The 18449-nt window shown below is 67.6% G+C and carries 18 protein-coding genes; 14 read left to right on the top strand and 4 right to left on the bottom strand.

The annotated features are described in order from the left end of the window. The first annotated feature begins 98 nt into the window (after positions 1-98). The 5 genes from phaC (at position 99) to AC1D2H_RS18680 (ending at position 7108) form a co-directional block, all read left to right on the top strand. Complete coding sequence (phaC, locus tag AC1D2H_RS18660; RefSeq protein ID WP_478012005.1) at positions 99-1775, top strand: class I poly(R)-hydroxyalkanoic acid synthase; 1677 nt, start codon at positions 99-101, stop codon at positions 1773-1775. 20 nt (positions 1776-1795) lie between these two features. After that, positions 1796-2980, top strand: a complete 1185-nt coding sequence (locus tag AC1D2H_RS18665; RefSeq protein ID WP_478012006.1) for an acetyl-CoA C-acetyltransferase — start codon at positions 1796-1798, stop codon at positions 2978-2980. Between the two features lie 26 nt (positions 2981-3006). Further along, on the top strand, positions 3007-3744 hold the full coding sequence (gene phbB, locus AC1D2H_RS18670) for an acetoacetyl-CoA reductase (RefSeq protein WP_478012007.1): 738 nt from the start codon (positions 3007-3009) through the stop codon (positions 3742-3744). 205 nt (positions 3745-3949) lie between these two features. Beyond that, entirely contained in the window at positions 3950-5890 is a 1941-nt protein-coding gene (locus AC1D2H_RS18675) for a methyl-accepting chemotaxis protein (protein WP_478012008.1), read from the top strand. 99 nt (positions 5891-5989) lie between these two features. Beyond that, the gene (locus AC1D2H_RS18680) at positions 5990-7108 is read left to right on the top strand and encodes a ThuA domain-containing protein (RefSeq protein ID WP_478012009.1); all 1119 of its coding nucleotides are present in this window, start codon (positions 5990-5992) and stop codon (positions 7106-7108) included. A gap of 35 nt (positions 7109-7143) precedes the next feature. On the opposite strand, the gene AC1D2H_RS18685 is transcribed toward AC1D2H_RS18680, so the two are convergent. The 4 genes from AC1D2H_RS18685 to AC1D2H_RS18700 all read right to left on the bottom strand — a co-directional run bounded on the left by AC1D2H_RS18685 (position 7144) and on the right by AC1D2H_RS18700 (position 9475). Beyond that, positions 7144-7959, bottom strand: a complete 816-nt coding sequence (locus AC1D2H_RS18685) for a sugar nucleotide-binding protein (RefSeq protein ID WP_478012010.1) — start codon at positions 7957-7959, stop codon at positions 7144-7146. A gap of 3 nt (positions 7960-7962) precedes the next feature. After that, the gene (locus AC1D2H_RS18690) at positions 7963-8361 is read right to left on the bottom strand and encodes a hypothetical protein (RefSeq protein WP_478012011.1); all 399 of its coding nucleotides are present in this window, start codon (positions 8359-8361) and stop codon (positions 7963-7965) included. Positions 8362-8382: 21 nt separating this feature from the next. Then, positions 8383-8811: a thiol-disulfide oxidoreductase DCC family protein gene (locus AC1D2H_RS18695; protein ID WP_478012012.1), complete on the bottom strand. Its 429-nt coding sequence runs from the start codon at positions 8809-8811 to the stop codon at positions 8383-8385. Positions 8812-8878: 67 nt separating this feature from the next. Continuing rightward, positions 8879-9475: a GbsR/MarR family transcriptional regulator gene (locus tag AC1D2H_RS18700; protein ID WP_478012013.1), complete on the bottom strand. Its 597-nt coding sequence runs from the start codon at positions 9473-9475 to the stop codon at positions 8879-8881. A 107-nt stretch (positions 9476-9582) separates the two neighbouring features. On the opposite strand from AC1D2H_RS18700, the gene AC1D2H_RS18705 reads away from it, so the two are divergent. From AC1D2H_RS18705 to glnL, 9 genes are all read left to right on the top strand, one after another. Then, positions 9583-10395, top strand: a complete 813-nt coding sequence (locus AC1D2H_RS18705) for a TIGR00266 family protein (protein WP_478012014.1) — start codon at positions 9583-9585, stop codon at positions 10393-10395. Positions 10396-10465: 70 nt separating this feature from the next. Beyond that, positions 10466-11464, top strand: a complete 999-nt coding sequence (locus AC1D2H_RS18710) for a YncE family protein (protein ID WP_478012015.1) — start codon at positions 10466-10468, stop codon at positions 11462-11464. 164 nt (positions 11465-11628) lie between these two features. Beyond that, positions 11629-12441: a polysaccharide deacetylase family protein gene (locus AC1D2H_RS18715; RefSeq protein ID WP_478012016.1), complete on the top strand. Its 813-nt coding sequence runs from the start codon at positions 11629-11631 to the stop codon at positions 12439-12441. Beyond that, the gene (locus AC1D2H_RS18720) at positions 12441-13415 is read left to right on the top strand and encodes a sterol desaturase family protein (protein WP_478012065.1); all 975 of its coding nucleotides are present in this window, start codon (positions 12441-12443) and stop codon (positions 13413-13415) included. The genes AC1D2H_RS18715 and AC1D2H_RS18720 overlap by 1 nt, the downstream gene beginning before the upstream one ends. Continuing rightward, on the top strand, positions 13415-14248 hold the full coding sequence (locus AC1D2H_RS18725; RefSeq protein ID WP_477929405.1) for an EI24 domain-containing protein: 834 nt from the start codon (positions 13415-13417) through the stop codon (positions 14246-14248). Before AC1D2H_RS18720 ends, AC1D2H_RS18725 begins: the two co-directional genes overlap by 1 nt. 5 nt (positions 14249-14253) lie before the next feature. Further along, complete coding sequence (locus AC1D2H_RS18730; RefSeq protein WP_478012017.1) at positions 14254-15126, top strand: competence/damage-inducible protein A; 873 nt, start codon at positions 14254-14256, stop codon at positions 15124-15126. 165 nt (positions 15127-15291) lie between these two features. Continuing rightward, positions 15292-16707 (top strand): type I glutamate--ammonia ligase, encoded by a 1416-nt coding sequence (glnA, locus tag AC1D2H_RS18735; protein ID WP_477929408.1) that lies wholly within the window; start codon positions 15292-15294, stop codon positions 16705-16707. 99 nt (positions 16708-16806) lie between these two features. Beyond that, positions 16807-17292 carry a hypothetical protein gene (locus AC1D2H_RS18740; protein WP_478012018.1) on the top strand — a complete coding sequence of 162 codons (486 nt, stop codon included), beginning with the start codon at positions 16807-16809 and terminating at the stop codon, positions 17290-17292. A 26-nt stretch (positions 17293-17318) separates the two neighbouring features. After that, complete coding sequence (gene glnL, locus AC1D2H_RS18745) at positions 17319-18416, top strand: nitrogen regulation protein NR(II) (protein ID WP_478012019.1); 1098 nt, start codon at positions 17319-17321, stop codon at positions 18414-18416. The last annotated feature ends 33 nt before the right edge of the window (positions 18417-18449 follow it).

The following is an 18449-nucleotide window of genomic DNA, read 5'->3' on the forward strand; positions in this document are numbered from 1 at the left end:
CGTCAGTGCGCAAGAGTACAAACAGGGTCTGCGAGATGTGGCAAGCTTATTGCAACGGATCGAGACAACACCGCTGACGCGGGAGCTCCGAGGAAGACATGGCCACACGCAAGAAGAACGACGCCCAGCCCGCGATGGAGGGGCAGGCCGCTTTCGCCGACCTGATGCAGCAGATGACCCATCTGCCGCAGATCTCGCCAGCGGCACTGGCCGAACTGCAGGCCGACTATCTGAAGCAGGCCACGGCATTGTGGAACACCTCGCTGGGACAGGCCGAGGCTCCGGCCATCGGCGACCGCCGCTTCGCCGCACCCGAATGGCGGTCCAACCCGGCCGCCAACTTCATGAGCCAGCTTTATCTGCTCAACGGCCGCACGCTGGGCAGGATGGCCGAGCAGGTCGAGGCGGACGACAAGACCAAGGCGCGCATCCGCTTCGCCGTGCAGCAGTTCGTCGACGCGGCCTCGCCCAGCAACTTCCTGGCGCTCAATCCCGAAGCGCAGAAGCTGGCCCTGGACAGCAAGGGTGAAACGCTGTCCCGTGGCCTGCAGCATCTGTGGGGCGATGTGCAGCGCGGCCATGTGTCGCAGACGGACGAGAGCGCCTTCGAGGTCGGCAAAAACGTCGCCACCACCGCCGGCAGCGTGGTGTTCGAGAACGACCTCTTCCAGCTCATCGAATACGCGCCGCTGACGGCCGAGGTGCATGCGCGGCCCTTCCTGCTGGTGCCGCCCTGCATCAACAAGTTCTACATCCTCGACCTGCAGCCGGACAACTCGCTGATCCGCTACGCCGTCTCCGAGGGCCATCGCGTCTTCGTCGTCAGCTGGCGCAACCCGGACGAGTCGGTCAAGGCGCTGACCTGGGACGACTACATCGAGCAGGGCGCTGTTCGAGCCATCCGCGTCGTGCAGGAGATCTCCGGCCAGGACAAGATCAACGCCTTGGGCTTCTGCGTCGGGGGCACCATCCTCGCCACGGCCCTGGGCGTACTGGCCGCGCGCGGCGAGCAGCCGGCCGCCAGCGTCACGCTGCTGACCACGCTGCTGGACTTTGCCGACAACGGCATCCTGGACATCTTTGTCGACGAGGCCAGCGTGCGCCTGCGCGAGGCCACCCTCGGCCCCGAGTCGCCCAAGGGCCCGCAGCTGCTGCACGGCCAGGAGCTGGCCACCACCTTCAGCTTCCTGCGCCCCAACGACCTGGTCTGGAACTATGTCGTCGGCAACTACCTGAAGGGCGAGCAGCCGCCGCCCTTCGACCTGCTGTACTGGAACGGCGACTCCACGAATCTGCCCGGCCCGATGTACTGCTGGTATCTGCGCCACACCTATCTGCAGAACGAGTTGAAGCAGCCGGGCAAGCTGACCGTCTGCGGCGAGAAGCTGGACCTCGGCGCGATCGAAGCGCCCGTCTACATCTACGGCTCGCGCGAGGACCACATCGTGCCCTGGCAGGCCGCCTACCGCAGCACGCAGATCCTGAAGGGCAAGAAGCGCTTCGTGATGGGCGCCTCGGGTCATATCGCCGGCGTCATCAACCCGCCGGCCAAGGGCAAGCGCAGCCACTGGATTGCCAAGGGCGCCGCATTGCCGGCCGATGCCGACGCCTGGTTCGCAAGCGCGACCGAGCATCCGGGCAGCTGGTGGCCGGACTGGTCCGCCTGGCTGGCCTCGCATGCCGGCGCCCGGAAGCCCGCGCCCAAGACGCCGGGCAATCGCAAGTTCAAGGCGATCGAGCCTGCGCCCGGTCGCTACGTCAAAGTCAAAGCCTGACCGTTTTTAAGGAGACATCCATGAGCAAAGAAGACATCGTCATCGTCGCAGCCGCACGCACCGCCATCGGCAAGTTCGGCGGCACGCTCGCCAAGACGCCCGCCACCGAACTGGGTTCGGCCGTCATCCAGGACCTGCTGCGCCGCACGGGCCTGCAAGGCGACCAGATCGGCGAGGTCATCCTCGGCCAGGTGCTGACCGCCGGCGTGGGCCAGAACCCGGCGCGCCAGTCCGTCATCAAGTCCGGCATGCCGAATTCGGTGCCGGCCATGACCATCAACAAGGTCTGCGGCTCCGGCCTCAAGGCCGTGATGCTGGCGGCCCAGTCCATCCGAGACGGCGACAGCGAGATCGTCATCGCCGGCGGCCAGGAGAGCATGAGCATGAGCCCCCACGTGCTGCCGGGCTCGCGCGATGGCCAGCGCATGGGCGACTGGAAGATGGTCGACACGATGATCGTTGACGGCCTGTGGGACGTGTACAACCAATACCACATGGGCATCACGGCCGAGAACGTCGCCAAGAAGTACGGCATCACCCGCGAGCAGCAGGACGCGCTGGCCCTGGGCAGCCAGCAGAAGGCTGCTGCCGCGCAAGACGCCGGCCGCTTCAAGGACGAGATCGTCCCGTTCAGCATCGCTCAGAAGAAGGGCGACCCCATCGTCTTCGCCGCCGACGAGTTCATCAACCGCAAGTCCAACGCCGAAGCGCTGGCCGGCCTGCGCCCCGCCTTCGACAAGGCCGGCAGCGTCACTGCCGGCAACGCCTCGGGCCTGAACGACGGCGCTGCCGGCGTGGTGGTCATGACTGCCGCCAAGGCCGCGGCCCTGGGCCTGACGCCGCTGGCGCGCATCGCGTCCTACGCCAGCGCCGGCCTGGATCCCGCCCTGATGGGCATGGGCCCCGTGCCGGCCGCCCGCAAGGCCCTGGAGCGCGCCGGCTGGAAGCCCGCCGACCTCGACCTGCTGGAAATCAACGAGGCCTTCGCGGCCCAGGCCTGCGCCGTGCACAACGAGATGGGCTGGGACATGAGCAAGGTCAACGTCAACGGCGGCGCCATTGCGCTGGGCCACCCCATCGGCGCCAGCGGCTGCCGCGTGCTCGTCACGCTGCTGCACGAGATGATCAAGCGCGATGCCAAGAAGGGCATAGCATCCCTGTGCATTGGCGGCGGCATGGGCGTGGCCCTGACCGTTGAACGCTGATTCCCCACAACAACCAGGAGACATCCATGAGCCAAAAAGTTGCCTACGTCACCGGTGGCATGGGCGGTATCGGCACCGCCATCTGCCAACGCCTGCACAAGGAAGGTTTCAAGGTCATCGCCGGCTGCGGCCCGAGCCGCGACTACACCAAGTGGTTGGACGAGCAGAAGGCGCTGGGCTATAGCTTCTACGCCTCGGTCGGCAATGTGGCCGACTGGGACTCCACCGTCCAGGCCTTCTCCAAGGCCGTGGCCGAGCATGGCGCCATCGACGTGCTGGTCAACAACGCCGGCATCACCAAGGACCGCATGTTCCTGAAGATGACGCCAGACGACTGGCATGCGGTCATCGACACCAACCTCAACAGCATGTTCAACGTCACCAAGCAGGTGGTGCCGGGCATGGTGGAAAAGGGCTGGGGCCGCATCATCCAGATCAGCTCGGTCAACGGCGAGAAGGGCCAGGCCGGCCAGACCAATTACTCGGCCGCCAAGGCCGGCATGCATGGCTTCACGATGGCGCTGGCGCAGGAAGTGGCATCCAAGGGCGTGACGGTCAACACCGTCAGCCCCGGCTACATCGGCACGGACATGGTCCGCGCCATCAAGCCGGAAGTGCTGGAGAAGATCGTCGCGACCATCCCGGTGAAGCGCCTGGGCACGCCCGAGGAGATCGGCTCCATCGTCGCCTGGCTGGCCAGCGGCGATTCGGGCTTCTCGACCGGTGCCGACTTCTCCTGCAATGGCGGCATGCACATGGGGTGATCGCGGCAGCGCGCCTCGACCCGAGCCGGCAGCGATGCCGGCTTTTTCATTTCCGCACCGCCTTGGGGCGCCATGGCAACAATTCCACGCTTGCACGGGGATAGACGCGTGTCTGTGAACTTGTCCCCTGAATCAGGGGCTTGGCCTGACTACATTCCCGATCCAGCGCCGCACAGCTGGCGCATTAGCAATAGGGATGAGTCGCATGAACTTTGTCTTCCTACCCGCCGTGAGGCTGATGCGCCGACTGCCGATGGCGCACAAGTTCTTCATCGTCTGCCTGTGCTTCGCGATCCCGCTGGTCTACCTGCTGGTGTCGTTGGCGGGCGACCGCTCGGACGCCCGTGACTTCTCGGCCAAGGAACTGGTCGGTGTCGCCCAGGTGCGCCAGGTCAGCGGCCTGCTGAACGCGGCCATGGTGCTGCGCGGCACCTCCATCGGCCTGAGTGCCAAGACGCCCGGCGCCGAGGCCAAGCGTGACGAGGCCCTGGCCAAGTTCGACAGTCAGGCCCAGGCGCTGGAACGCGAGATCGCCACCGACCAGGATCCGCTCAAGCTCGCTGCCGGCCTGGCCGCTGCGCGTGCCAAGGCCAAGGCCCTGGTCGCCTTCGGTGCGGCCGAGCCCGAGGCCGTCATCGTGGCCAGCTTTGCGTTGACCGACAGCGTCCAGTCCCTCGTCGAGCAGGCCTCGTCCGAGTCCAATCTGGCCCTGGACCCCGATGCCGACACCTATTACCTGATGCTGAGCGTGACCGACGCCTTGCCGCATCTGCGCGATGCCGTCGGCCGCATGCGCGCCCTGGGTTCCGCGGCCGCGCAGATGGGCACGCCGCCCCAAGGCGTGCTGCAGCGCCTGCATCAGGCCGACACGCTGGCCGAGGAATATCTGACGCGCCTGACCGGCGCGCTGAACCGCGTCGCCGCGGCCAATCCCGACGCCGTCAAGGGCCTGGACGTTCAGCTGCCCGATCGCATCCGCAAGGACTATCGCGAGAAGTTCGCCCAGGGCTTTGTACTGGGCGAGGCGCCCAAGGTCGATGCGGCCGAGTGGTTCGCCCTCGGCACGGCACAGATCGCCGCCACCGACAAGCTGGAGCGTGCCGCCGAGGCCAAGCTGGCCGAGCTGGTCGAGGCGCGGGTCCAGCGCCTGACGCGCGACCTTTGGACGGCCATGATCCTGGCCGTCGGCTTTGTGACCATCGCCGTCTACGCGCTGGTGAGCTACTACCTGGCATCGCGCAGCACCTGTGCGGCATTGGGCCGCCGCATCGAGGCGCTCGGCGCGGGTGACCTCAGCGAAACACCGGCCCTGGACGGCCGCGACGAGGTCGTGCTGGCGACGAACGCCATGCGCGAGGCCATGCAGCGCCTGAGCCGTCTGGTGCACGAGGTGCGCAGCGGCGCGGAGCACATCTCCAGCTCCGCCACGCAGATCTCGGGCGCCAACCAGGACCTGTCCGCGCGTGGCAACGCCATGGCATCGGTTGTCGAGCAGACCAGCGCCAGCACCGGCATGCTGGAGCAGACCGTCGACCACAACATGAGCAGTGCCCGAGAGGCCCACGACCTCGTCCAGGGCGCAGCCGACCTGGCCGGCCGCGGCGGCGCCATCGTGCAGCGCGCCGTGGATTCCATGGAGGAGATCACCGCCAGCTCGCGCAAGATCGGCGACATCATCCAGGTCATTGACTCGATCGCCTTCCAGACCAATATCCTGGCGCTCAACGCCGCCGTCGAAGCCGCCCGCGCCGGTGAGCAGGGCCGCGGCTTCGCGGTGGTCGCCAGCGAGGTGCGCTCGCTGGCCCAGCGCTCGGCCGAGGCCGCGCGCGAGATCAAGACGCTGATCACCGCCTCCATCGAGACCGTCCATCAGGGCGAGGCCTATGTGGCCCAGGCCGGTGGCTCCATGGGCGCGATCGTGCAGGCCATCCACCGCGTGGCCGCCATCGTCGGTGACATCAGCAGCCAGTCTTCGTCACAGGCCGACCAGGTGCGCCAGCTGGCCGCGGCCATCCGCGAGGTGGACTCGACGACGCAGCAGAACGCGGCGCTGGTCGAGGAGACGGCGGCGTCCGCTTCGTTGCTGGAAGACCGGGCTGGGCAGTTGCGCGACGCGGCGTCGCGCTTTCGCGTCGCGACCGCCTGATCGGCCTCACAGCGCCGGCGGCGTGGGCCTTTGGCCCTGGCGGTTGAAGATTGATACCCTCCGGCGCGGGCGTCTCGCCAGGCAGTCAGGAGTGAACGGATGATGAACGTCGTTGCCACCGGTTTTMGGGGCGCCGCAGCGGCGGTCCTGCTGGCTTGTCATGCCGCGGTGGCGCTGGCCGAGCCGGTGAAGGACTGCCCGCTGCGCGACGCGCCCTTCTCGATCGACAGCCCCCTCATCGACGTCCTGCTGTCGCCCGCCGCGGTCGACGCGCTGCAAAAGGCCTGGCCCGGCGCGCGCTCGCTGGATGCCTGGCTGAGCGGCACCGAGGCGCCCACCTTCTCGGCCATCCTGCGGGTGCGCTCCCTGGCCGACAGGCCCGACTTCCCGCCGCTGGCACGGCTCGACGCCGCCCTGCGCGCCGTGGCCGTGACCGATGCAGACCGCGCCGCCCGTTGCGCCCGCTACGACAACGACCCGCCGCAGCTCAGCATCGGCCCGGGCTCGCCCAGACTGCTGGTGTTCGAGAAGATCAACGGCTTTCGCGACGGCCCTTCGGTGAACGCCGCGCACGCGGCCCTCCAGGTGATGGCCAGCAAGCGCGGCTGGTCGCTGAGCTTCACGGACAAGGGCGGCGCGATGACGCCGGCCCTGCTGCGGCAGTTCGACGTCGTCGTCTGGAACAACGTCAGCGGCGACGTGCTGACGCTCTCCCAGCGCGCGGCCTTTCGGGCCTTTGTGGAGAACGGCGGCGGCTATGTCGGCATGCACGGCTCGGCCGGCGACCCGGAGGCCTTCTGGGACTGGTACCTCGACACCCTGGTCGGCGCCCGCTTCAAGGGCCATCCGGGCAACCCGCAGTTCCAGGACGCCCGTGTCGTCGTCGAAGACGCCACCCACCCCATCACTGCAGGCCTGGGCAGCGGCTGGACGATGAAGGACGAGTGGTACTCGTTCAAGAACAACCCGCGCAGCGGCGCGACCGTGCTGGCGACGCTCGACGAGCGCAGCTACGCGCCCGGCGACCTGGCCATGGGTGACCACCCCATCGCCTGGACCCGCTGCGTCGGCCGCGGCCGTTCCTTTTACTCCGCCATCGGCCACCGGCCGGAAAGCTATGCAGAGCCCTCGCATGTGAGGCTGCTCGAACAGGCGGTCGAATGGGTCGCGGGCAAGGGCAGGCCCGCTTGCGCGCCCGGCGCGAGCAAAGGCCCATAGTCGGTCTCAAGCCCAGAGCGAGAGCCGGGAAGCCGTCATGTCCAGGCGCCTTCCATCGCGCTGCGCAGCGGCCGGCCCAGCGGCGAGGCTTCTGCGGGCTCGGCGCTGTCGTGGGCCAGCAGGTCCAGGGCCGTGCTGCACCAGGGGCCCAGGGGGATGAGGTCGCCCAGGCGGGCCGAGGCGCGGGTCAGGGCGTGGGGCAGTTCGACCTGGCGTGCGGGGCTCAGGCCGCGGGCGGCGCGGCGGCGCGCAATCCAGTCGGCGACCGTGGCGGCTTCGGGGCCGACGGCGGTCCATGACGGGGCCTGCGGGACGGCCAGCGCCGCCACGATGCCGGCCGCCAGATCCTCGACGCGGATGGGCTGCACGCGGCAGCGGGCGACAGCCGCCGGCAGGGGCAGCCAGGGCAGGCGGCTGAGCCGGTCCAGCAGGCGGCTGCTGATGCCGCCGACGCCGATGATGAGGCTGGGCCGCACGATGCAGGCGCGCCCGGCCAGCGCGATCTCGCCGGCCTGCTTGCTGCGTGCATAGGCGCTGACGCCGCCGCACAGCGCCGACACATGCACGAGTCGCGTGATGCCGCGGGCCTCGCAGGCGTCGGCCAGCGCAGCCGGCGCGCGGTGGTGCATCAGGTCCAGCAGGTCGCTCACGCCGCCGGCCTGGTCGCGCAGGCAGCCGGCGGTGTAGACGACGCCGTCCACGCCCTTGAGCTGGGTCTCCCAGGCTTCGGGCAGGTCCCAGCAATCCACGGGGTGGAGGTCGGCCCTGACCGCTTCATGCCTGGCCGCGGCCAGCGCCGTGAGCAGGTGGCGGCCGACGAAACCGCCCGCGCCAATGACGAGCACCTTCATGGCTCAGCCTCCCGTGCGGGCCGCCGCTGTGGCGACAGGACCCAGGGGCTTGAACAAGGCGAGCTGCTGCCGGGCCAGCTTGTCCTGCGTCGGTGCCCAGACGCGGCGCGTGATGATGGCGATGCTGACGAAGCTGCCGGCCGCGGTCAGCCACAACGCCCGGTGCACGGCGTCCAGCGTGCTGCCGTGGAAGTCGCCGAAAGTCAGGGCCAGCACCAGGGTGCCGGCGATGGCCAGTACATAGGCGCTGCGCACCCAGAAGTGGGCGCCGACCTTGCCCGGCAGGGGCTCGATGCACAGCGAGTCCAGCACCACCAGCAGGATGGGCTGCATATAGCCGATGGCCAGCATGGGACCCAGGACGGCGATGACGAGGGTCAGGGAAAAGTTCAGTTCGGACATGGTTTTCTCTCCTTGGTTGAGTCAATGAATGCGGCAGGCGCCGTCGACCGGGCAGGCGCGCTCCTGGATGCGAAAGGCGGTTCGCACCAGCGTGTGGGGCATCTGGTAGCGGTGCTTGGCGAGCCAGGGGTAGGCCCGTGCGGCCAGGCGCGCGAACCAGGGGCGGCGCAGCCAGCGGGCCACGTTGGTGAAGCCGGTGGCCGCGTAGATGACCTCGAAGGCCGGGATGCCGATGAGCCAGCCCCCGTCGGGCCGGCGCACGTGGATGAGCTGCAGCATCGCGTCCAGGCTGACGCCCAGTGCTGCTGCATCGAAGCCGGGTGCGGCGATGTCGATGAACTCGAGCAGGCCGGCGCTGTTGCGCGCCTCCAGCAGGGCCATCTCGCCGCGGCACAGCGGGCAGGCGCCATCGAAATAGACGGTGTGGACGGGCGGGGTGTTTGCAGTCACGGCGGTTATTTCTGTTTAAAGTGAAATTGAGAGGCAAAAAAAGGGCGCCGACCGGGGCGCCCGTTGGTCACCCCATGGGCGGCATCGGTGGCGTGACGGGAAAGACATTGGGTGCCGCAGCATCGGCCGCCTGGATCGCATCCCCCGGCCGCACAAAGCGCTGCACCTGGGCGCCCAGCCGCAGGATCTTCTCGAGCGTGGCCGGCGACAGGCGCAGCATCTCGTCGCTCCAGCTGCCCAGGGTCTGCATGAAATCCAGCGTGCTGCGCAGCCGGTCCTGCAGGGCGGGGGACTCCTTGTCGAGCCCGGGGTCGCGCGACAGCTCGCGCAGCAGGGCGACGGTGGGGTCGAACTCGCGCTCCTTGCGCTCGCGCACGATGGTGCGGAACAGCTCCCAGACATCGCCCGAGGTCTCGTAGTAATCGCGTCGGTCGCCCAGCACATGGGTGACGCGGATCAGCCGCCAGTTCAGCAGCTCCTTCAGGCTGTTGCTGATGTTGGAGCGGGCCAGCACCAGGGTGTCGGCGATGTCTTCGGCATGCAGGGGCTGGCCGTGCACGAAGAGCAGGGCGTGGATCTGGGCGACGCTGCGGTTCACGCCCCAGCTGGAGCCCATTTCGCCCCAGTGGACGATGAAGCGGCGGGCGATGTCGGTGAGTTCCATGGCCGCAAGCGTACGCCGTCTGTAATTTCTGTCAACACAGAAATAAGATTTGAAGGCGCCAGCCGTGGCTATCATGCGCACCGTTTTTTTTATACGGGAGAGCCGCCATGGCCATGGATGTTGTCGACTATGAGATCAAGGGTGCCGAGATGCAGTTCGTCGAGATCGAACTCGATCCCGGCGAGGCGGCCATCGGCGAGGCCGGTTCGATGTTCTTCATGGATTCGTCCATCGGCATGGATGCCGTCTTCGGCGACGGTTCGGCCAACCAGGGCGGCTTCCTCGGCAAGCTGCTGGGCGCCGGCAAGCGCCTGCTGACGGGCGAATCGCTGTTCACGACGATCTACACCAACAACGGCGCTGGCAAGCAGCGCGTGGCCTTCGCGGCGCCCTACCCGGGCAAGATCATCCCCATGGATCTGGCGGCCCTCGGCGGCACGCTGATCTGCCAGAAGGACGCCTTCCTGTGCGCGGCGCGCGGCGTCTCCCTGGGCATCRCCTTCCAGCAGAAGCTGTCGGCCGGCTTCTTCGGCGGCGAGGGCTTCATCATGGAGCGCCTGGAGGGCGACGGCCTGGCCTTTGTGCATGCCGGCGGCACCATCGTGCGCCGCAGCCTGCAGCCGGGCCAGACCCTGCTGGTCGACACGGGTTGCGTCGTGGCCTACACGCCCAACGTCAACTTCGAGATCCAGTACGTCGGCAAGATCAAGACGGCGCTGTTCGGCGGCGAAGGCCTGTTCCTGGCCAAGCTGACCGGCCCGGGCGAGGTCTGGCTGCAGAGCCTGCCCTTCTCGCGCCTGGCTTCGCGCATCTTCGCGGCGGCGCCGCAGATGGGCGGCCACAAGGAAGAGGGCTCGGTTCTCGGTGGTTTTGCCGGCGGCGGACTGCTGGGTGGGCTGCTTGGAGGCGATGACGAGTAGACGCCCCGGTAAACTGCGACGTTGTGGAGGGCGGCGGCTGCCGCCCTTTTTGCTTTTAAGGACTCCTGGAATGTTTCGTCGCAGCGCGTTCGCGCTCCTGATGGTCCTGGCCGGCGTGGCCCAGGCCAATGCCCAGAGCAATGGCCGCCCGCCGGTCTTCGTGCTGAATTCCCTGGACGCCGACATCTCGGTCGTCGACCCGGTCAGCTTCACCGTCGTCAAGCGCATCCCGACGGGCAAGGAGCCCCACCACCTCTATCTGTCGCCCGACGAGAAGTCCCTCATCGTCGCCAATGCGCTGGCTGATTCGCTGACCTTCATCGACCCGCGCACGGCCGAGGTCCAGCGTGTCGTGCGCGGCATCCCCGACCCCTATCACCTGCGCTTCTCGCCGGACATGAAGTGGTTCATCACCGCCTCCAACCGGCTGGACCGCGTCGACCTCTATCGCTGGCAGGGCAGCGCCGCCACCGAGCCGCTGCAACTGGTCAAGCGCATCCCGGCGCCCAAGACGCCGAGTCACCTGAACATCGACAGCAAGAGCACGACGCTCTATGCCAGCCTGCAGGACAGCGACGAGTTGCTGGCCATCGACCTGGCGACGCAGAACATCAAGTGGAAGCAGGCCGTCGGCAAGATGCCGGCCGACATCTACCTGACGCCGGATGACCGCTTCCTGCTCGTCGGCCTGACGGGCGACAAGTTCGTCGAGGTCTGGGACGTCAGCGGTGCCGGCGCGCCCAAGCTCGCCAAGCGCATCCTGACCGGCGCCGGCGCCCATTCCTTCCGCGCCTGGGGCGACAAGCGCCATGTGCTGGTCAGCAACCGCGCGGCCAACACCATCAGCAAGATCGACCTGACGACGCTGGCCGTCGTCGACCAGTTCCCCGCACCGGCCGGGCCGGACGACATGGAACTGCTGACCGACGGCAAGACCCTGCTCGTCACCTCGCGCTGGGCCGGCAAGCTCACGCAGATCGACACCGCCACGCGCAAGGTCGTCAAGCAGGTCAAGGTGGGCAAGTCGCCGCACGGCATCTGGACGCTGGATCACCAGCCGAGGCTGTGATGCCCCTCGCCCAGTCTCGTCCCGCTGAACGCGGGCGTGCCCGGTCGGTCCCCCGTGGGGACGGCGATGCTTGCGGCGTTGAGCCGCAAGCACATCGCCCGCGGGCCGGCTCGGGAGCGGCCCAGCGCTGGTCCCGAGGTCGAACACGCCTGAAGGCGCTGCTGTTGGCTCTTACGGTCACGACGGCCGCGGCGCAACCGTCTTGCGACAAGCCGGTCTATCTCACCTTCGACACCGGCCACATGGGTGTCGCGCCGCTGATCGCCGAGACGCTGAAGAAGCACAACGCCAAGGCGACCTTCTTCCTCGCCAGCGAGCCCACGCTGACCGGCGGCACGACGCTGGACGAGACCTGGGCGCCCTGGTGGCGCGAGCGCGCCRCCGAAGGCCATGATTTCGGCTCCCACACCTGGGACCACGACATCTTCATGGAAGACGTGCTGGACGCAGACGGCAAGGTGGTGCGCTTCAAGGTGAAGACGCAGGCCGGCGTCAATCCGCCCGTCGTGCGCGAGGTCACGCCCGAGCAGTATTGCGAGAGCCTGAAGAAGGTGGGCGAACGCTTCACGGCCATGACGGGCAAGCCGCTGGGCCCCGTCTTCCGCGCGCCGGCCGGGCGTTCGTCGACGGCGCTGCTGAACACCGCCAAGGCCTGCGGCTTCACGCATGTGGGCTGGAGCCGCGCTGGCTTTCTGGGCGACGAGTTGCCCAGCCAGAGCAATCCCAACGCCCAGCTGCTCGAGAAGGCGCTGCGCGACATCAAGCAGGGCGACATCCTGATCGCCCACCTGGGCATCTGGGAGCGCCAGGACCCCTGGGCGCCCGCGGTGCTGGAGCCGCTGATGACGGGCCTGGAGCAGCGGGGCCTATGCTTTGCACCGCTGCGCGAGCATCCCCGCTTCGCCAGCCTGTTCAAGACCGTTGAAACCAAGGTCGCCCTGAAGTCGGGCACCAAGACCTACGCCCGCAAGCCGTGATCGACTGGATCTCCAACATCTTCGACGCTGCGCAGCTGTGGCTCTATGAGTCCATCGTGCAGCCGGTGGTGTTCGGCCTGGGGCTGGGCAATCTGCTGGAGGACGCCTTCGACGCGACCGGTTGGCTGCTGCTCGGCCTGGTGCAGATCGCCGTCATCCTGCTGGGCATCGGCATGCTGGAGCGACGCTGGCCGGTCGAGCCCGTCACCGACCACGGGGCCGTCCGCACCGATGTCATCTACACACTGATCCACCGCCTTGGCCTCGTGCGCTTGCTGATGTTCTTCAGCATCGAGCCGGTCTGGGACGGCATCGCCAGCGAACTGCGCATGGCCGGGCTGCAGACCTGGCAGCTCGATGCGATCTGGCCCGGCGTCACCGACATCGGCTGGGTCAGCCTGCTGCTGTATCTCGTCGTCTTCGACTTCGTCGGCTACTGGCTGCACCGCGCCCAGCACCAGTTCAACTGGTGGTGGGCCCTGCACAGCCTGCACCACAGCCAGCGCCAGATGACGATGTGGAGCGACAACCGCAATCACCTGCTGGACGACGTGCTGCTGGGCACCGCGCTGGCCCTGCTGGCCCGCCTGATCGGCGTGGAGCCGGGCCAGTTCGTCGCCATCACCGTCATCACCCAGCTGCACGAAAGCTTGCAGCATGCGAACGCGCGCATCAGCTTCGGCCGCATCGGTGAAAAGCTGCTGATCAGCCCGCGCTTTCACCGCCTGCATCACAGCATCGGCATCGGCCATGAATCGGGTGGCCGCGGCACGCTGGGCGGCCACAACTTCGGCGTGCTGCTGCCGCTGTGGGACCTGCTGTTTCGCACCGCCAACTTCGAGAACCGCTTCGACGCCACCGGCGTGCGCGACCAATTGCCCGAGGAGGGCGGCCGCGACTACGGCCGCGGCTTCTGGCATCAGCAATGGCTGGGGCTGACCCGCCTGTTTGGCTCGTTCAGGAAAACTGCTTGATGCAAAGCCTTGTCGACTCCTTCTGGCGCGCCGCCGCCTATTGCCTGCACCCGCGCGTCATCGGGTTGTCGCTGCTGCCATTGGTCATCTGCGGTGTGCTGGTGTTCGGCTTCATGTTCTTCTTCTGGGAGGGCGCGATCGCCGGCGTGCGCGCGACACTGGAGAGCTGGCATCTCATCGAGAGCCTGCTGCAATGGCTGGACTCCTTCGGCCTGCAGGCCTTCCGCAGCGCGCTGGCAGCCATCGTCGTGCTGGCCGGCGTGTTGCCGGTCGTCATCCTGCTGAGCCTGCTGCTGGTCGCACTGCTGATGACGCCGGCCATCGTGCGGCTGGTGGCGCAGCGCCGCTTCCCGTTGCTGGAGAAGAAGCGCGGCGGCACGCTGCTGGAGAGCGTCGCCGCCTCGCTCGGCGCCACCTTCATCGCGCTGGTGCTCATCATCCTGTCCATGCCGCTGTGGCTGATCCCGCCGCTGGTGATGGTGCTGCCACCGCTGATCTGGGGCTGGCTGACCTACCGCGTCTTCGGCTTCGACGTGCTGGCCGACCATGCCTCGGCCGAGGAGCGCCGCGCACTGTTGAAGGAACACCGCATCCCGATGCTGGCCATCGGGGTCGTCTGCGGGTATCTCGGCGCCGTGCCGTCGTTGATCTGGGCCGTTGCAGGCGTGACGGCCATCATCTTCGCCCCCTTCGTCGTGCTGCTGGCGATCTGGCTCTACACGCTGGTGTTCGCCTTCTCCACCGCCTGGTTCACGCATTACGCGCTGGCGGCCCTGCAGGCGCGAAGGGCGGCGGAGCCGGTGGCCGAATCTGCGGTCCTCCTGGAGAACTGAAACGCATGCAAGTCGGACTGATCATCATTGGCGACGAGATCCTGTCCGGCAAGCGCCAGGACTCGCACCTGGCCAAGTTCATCGAGCTGCTGTCCGAGCGCGGCATGCAGCTCTCCTGGGCCCAATACCTGGGTGACGACCGCGAGCAACTCGTCACCAAGCTGCGCGAGGCCTTCGCCAGCGGTGACCTCATCGTCAGCTGCGGCGGCATCGGCGCCACGCCCGACGACCACACCCGCCAGTCGGCGGCCGCCGCGCTGGGCCGCCCACTGGCCCTGCACCCCGAGGCGCGCGAGCTGATCTGGCAGCGCATCCAGCAGATGGCCGCCGAGCAGGGCAAGACGGTCACGCTCGACGAGCCCGACACGCTGCGCCGCCTCGAGATGGGCGTCTTCCCCGAAGGCGCCGGCATCGTGCCCAACCCCTTCAACAAGATCCCCGGCTTCTTCGTCGGCAACGTCCACTTCGTGCCGGGCTTCCCCGTCATGGCCCATCCGATGATGGCCTGGGTGCTGGATCGCTTCCCGCAACTGCACCGCCAGGTCGGCGTCATCGAGCGCTCCCTGATCGTCCAGGGTGCGATGGAAGCCAGCCTGACGCCTCTGATGGAAGCCGTCGAGGCCGAGTTCACCGGCATCAAGGTTTTCAGCCTGCCGAGCGTCGACCACCCGCAGTGGGGCCGCTGCATCGAGCTGGGCGTGAAGTGGGGCCCCCCGCCTGCGAGTACGCAGTCGGCCCCCCGAGGGGGCGCAGCCGATCTAGGGAGCGGCCCGTCGATCGGCTTGGGCGATGCAGAACGCCTCGACAGCGCCTATGACGCCCTGAAGCGGGGCGTGATCCAGTTTGGTGCAACCATCAGCACCGAGCTGGTGCGATAGTTCTCGCGCCGTAACCGGGGCCGCCACATAATGCCCGGCGCTGCCGGGCAGCAACCCATGTCGGTGCATCTGGCATGCAACCTGCTTTGAATACCCCCGTGGCCGCTGGCGCGTGTGCGTCGGTGGCGGCATCCCACCCCTGTCCGATCCCGCTAGGAGCTATTGATGGCCAAGACCGTCGCCGATGTGATGAGCATCGTTAAGGAAAACGAAGTCAAGTTCGTCGACTTCCGCTTCACCGACACCCGTGGCAAGGAGCAGCACGTCTCCGTGCCCGTCTCCCATTTCGACGAAGACAAGTTCATTTCGGGCCACGCCTTCGACGGCTCCTCGATCGCCGGCTGGAAGGGCATCGAAGCCTCGGACATGCTCCTCATGCCCGATCCGAACACGGCCAACATCGACCCCTTCTTTGAAGAGCCGACGCTGATCCTGTCCTGCGACGTCGTCGACCCCGCCGACGGCAAGGCCTATGAGCGCGACCCGCGTTCGCTCGCCAAGCGCGCCGAGGCTTATCTGAAGGCCTCCGGCCTGGGCGACACGGCCTACTTCGGCCCGGAACCCGAGTTCTTCATCTTCGACAGCGTGCGCTGGGGCAATGAAATGTCCGGCTCGTTCTTCAAGATCGAGTCCGAAGAAGGCGCCTGGAACTCCTCCAAGGAATACGAGCACGGCAACAGCGGCTACCGCCCCACCGTCAAGGGCGGCTACTTCCCCGTGCCCCCGGTCGACAGCGGCCAGGACATGCGCTCGGAGATGTGCCTGATCCTTGAGCAGATGGGCATCCCGGTCGAAGTGCATCACCACGAAGTGGCGAACGCCGGCCAGATGGAAATCGGCACCAAGTTCAGCTCGCTGGTGCAGCGCGCCGACTGGCTGCAACTGCAGAAGTACATCATCCAGAACGTCGCCCATGCCTACGGCAAGACCGCGACCTTCATGCCCAAGCCCCTGGTCGGCGACAACGGCAGCGGCATGCACGTTCACCAGTCCGTCTGGAAGGACGGCAAGAACCTGTTCGCCGGTGACGGCTATGCCGGTCTGAGCGAGTTCGCGCTGTACTACATCGGCGGCATCATCAAGCACGCGCGCGCGCTGAACGCCATCACCAACCCGGGTACGAACTCGTACAAGCGTCTGGTGCCCGGCTTCGAAGCCCCGGTCAAGCTGGCCTACTCGGCCAAGAACCGCTCGGCCTCGATCCGCATCCCCTACGTCGCCAACCCCAAGGGCCGCCGCATCGAAGCGCGCTTCCCGGATCCTTCCGCCAACCCCTACCTGGCCTTCAGCGCGCTGCTGATGGCCGGCCTGGACGGTGTGGAGAACAAGATCCATCCGGGCGAAGCCGCGACCAAGGACCTGTACCACCTGCCGCCGGAAGAAGACGCGAAGATCCCGACCGTCTGCCACAGCCTCGACCAGGCCCTGGACTACCTGGACAAGGGCCGTGCCTTCCTGACCAAGGGTGGCGTGTTCACCGACAGCTATATCGATGCCTACATCGAGCTGAAGATGCAGGAAGTGACGCGCTTCCGCATGGCGACCCACCCGGTCGAGTTCGACATGTACTACGCGCTGTGATGGCCATGGGCAGCACTCACGCTGCCTTTGTCATCCCCGCTGAAGGGGGCCGCTGCTGCGGCCCCTTTTTCGTTGACGTGTCTGGGCCACAATCCCGCCATGCTGAATCGACTGCTGGCACCGCTGCTCGTTCTGGCCAGCCTGGGCGCGCAAGCCCAGGGCACGGTCTACCGCTGCCCCGGGCCGCCGGTGCTCTACACCGACGCGCTGTCGGCCAAGGAAGCCAACGAGAAGGGCTGCCGCACGATCGAGGGCACGCCCATCACCGTGCTGCAGGCGCCCAAGCCGCGGGCCGCGGCCGCGCCGGTGGCCGAGGTGCCGCGCGGTGCTGAAAGCCGTGTCGATGCCGGCCAGCAGCGCGCCCGCGACGACGAGCGCCGCCGCGTGCTGCAGACCGAGCTGCGCCAGGCCGAAGAGCGCCTCGCCAATGCACAGAAGGAATTCAACAACGGCCAGGGCGAGCGCCGCGGCGACGAGCGCAACTACCAGAAGTATCTGGACCGCATGGCCGAGCTCAAGGACAGCATCGCCCGCCACGAGTCCGACGTCCAGGCGCTCAAGCGCGAGATCGCCAAACTGCCTTAGTCATCGGCCCGGCGCCGATGTGCGCCATGACTGATACCCCCTTGCTGCCGGCCGAGTTCGCCGGCCTGGATCTGCTGGCGACCATGGTCGTCGTCACCAGCGCCGAAGGCGAATGCCTGTTCGCCAATGCCGCCTTCGAGAACGTCATGCGGCTGTCGCGCCGCAGCGTGCAGAAGGCCCAGTTGCCCGACTGGTTCGATGACGCCCAGCGCCTCATCGAGACCCTGGCCGGTGTCGCTGCCAATCACTATTCCAGCAGCCGCTTCGACGCGCTGCTGCGCCGCGGCTCCTGGGCTCACGAGGACGGGCTGCCGGTCCACGTCATCGTGTCGCAGATGGACGCGGCAGAGGACGGCACCCCGCGCGTGGCCGTGGAGCTGATCGAGATCGCCCAGCAGGCTCGCCAGGACCGTGACGAGCGCAGCCTCGACCAGGTCCAGGCCACCAAGGAGCTGACGCGCAACCTCGCCCACGAGATCAAGAACCCGCTGGGTGGCATCCGCGGCGCGGCCCAGCTGCTGGCGCTGGAACTGCAGGACGGCAACCCCGAGCTGACCGAATACACCCAGGTCATCGTCCATGAGGTGGACCGCCTGCAAAGCCTGGTGGACCGCCTGCTGGCCCCGCACCGCCGTGCCCATGTCGTCGGCGACGTCAACATCCACGAGATCTGCGAGCGGGTGAGGGCGCTGGTGCTCATCGAGCATCCCAAGGGCCTGGTCATCCCGCGCGACTACGACACCTCGCTGCCCGACTTCCGCGGCGACCGCGAGCAGCTGATCCAGATGGTGTTGAACATCGTGCAGAACGCCGCCCAGGTGCTGGGTTCGCGCATCGCGGCCGGCGACGCCGAGATCGTGCTGCGCACGCGGGTGTCCCGGCAGGTGACCATCGGCAAGCAGCGCTGGCGCTTGGCATTGGAATTGCATATCGAGGACAACGGTCCCGGCGTCCCCGCCGAGATCCGGGATCGCATCTTCTTTCCCCTGGTCTCAGGGCGGGAGGGCGGCTCGGGACTCGGACTCACGCTCGCGCAGACGATCGCCCAACAGCACCAGGGCATGATCGATTGCGAGAGCGAGCCGGGCCTGACGAATTTCCGAATCACGCTGCCCTTGCCCTGACGCCACAAGCCGACGGGAAGGGCTGAGGAACCG

It is taken from the genome of Roseateles sp. P1_C1_2 (assembly GCF_056406535.1).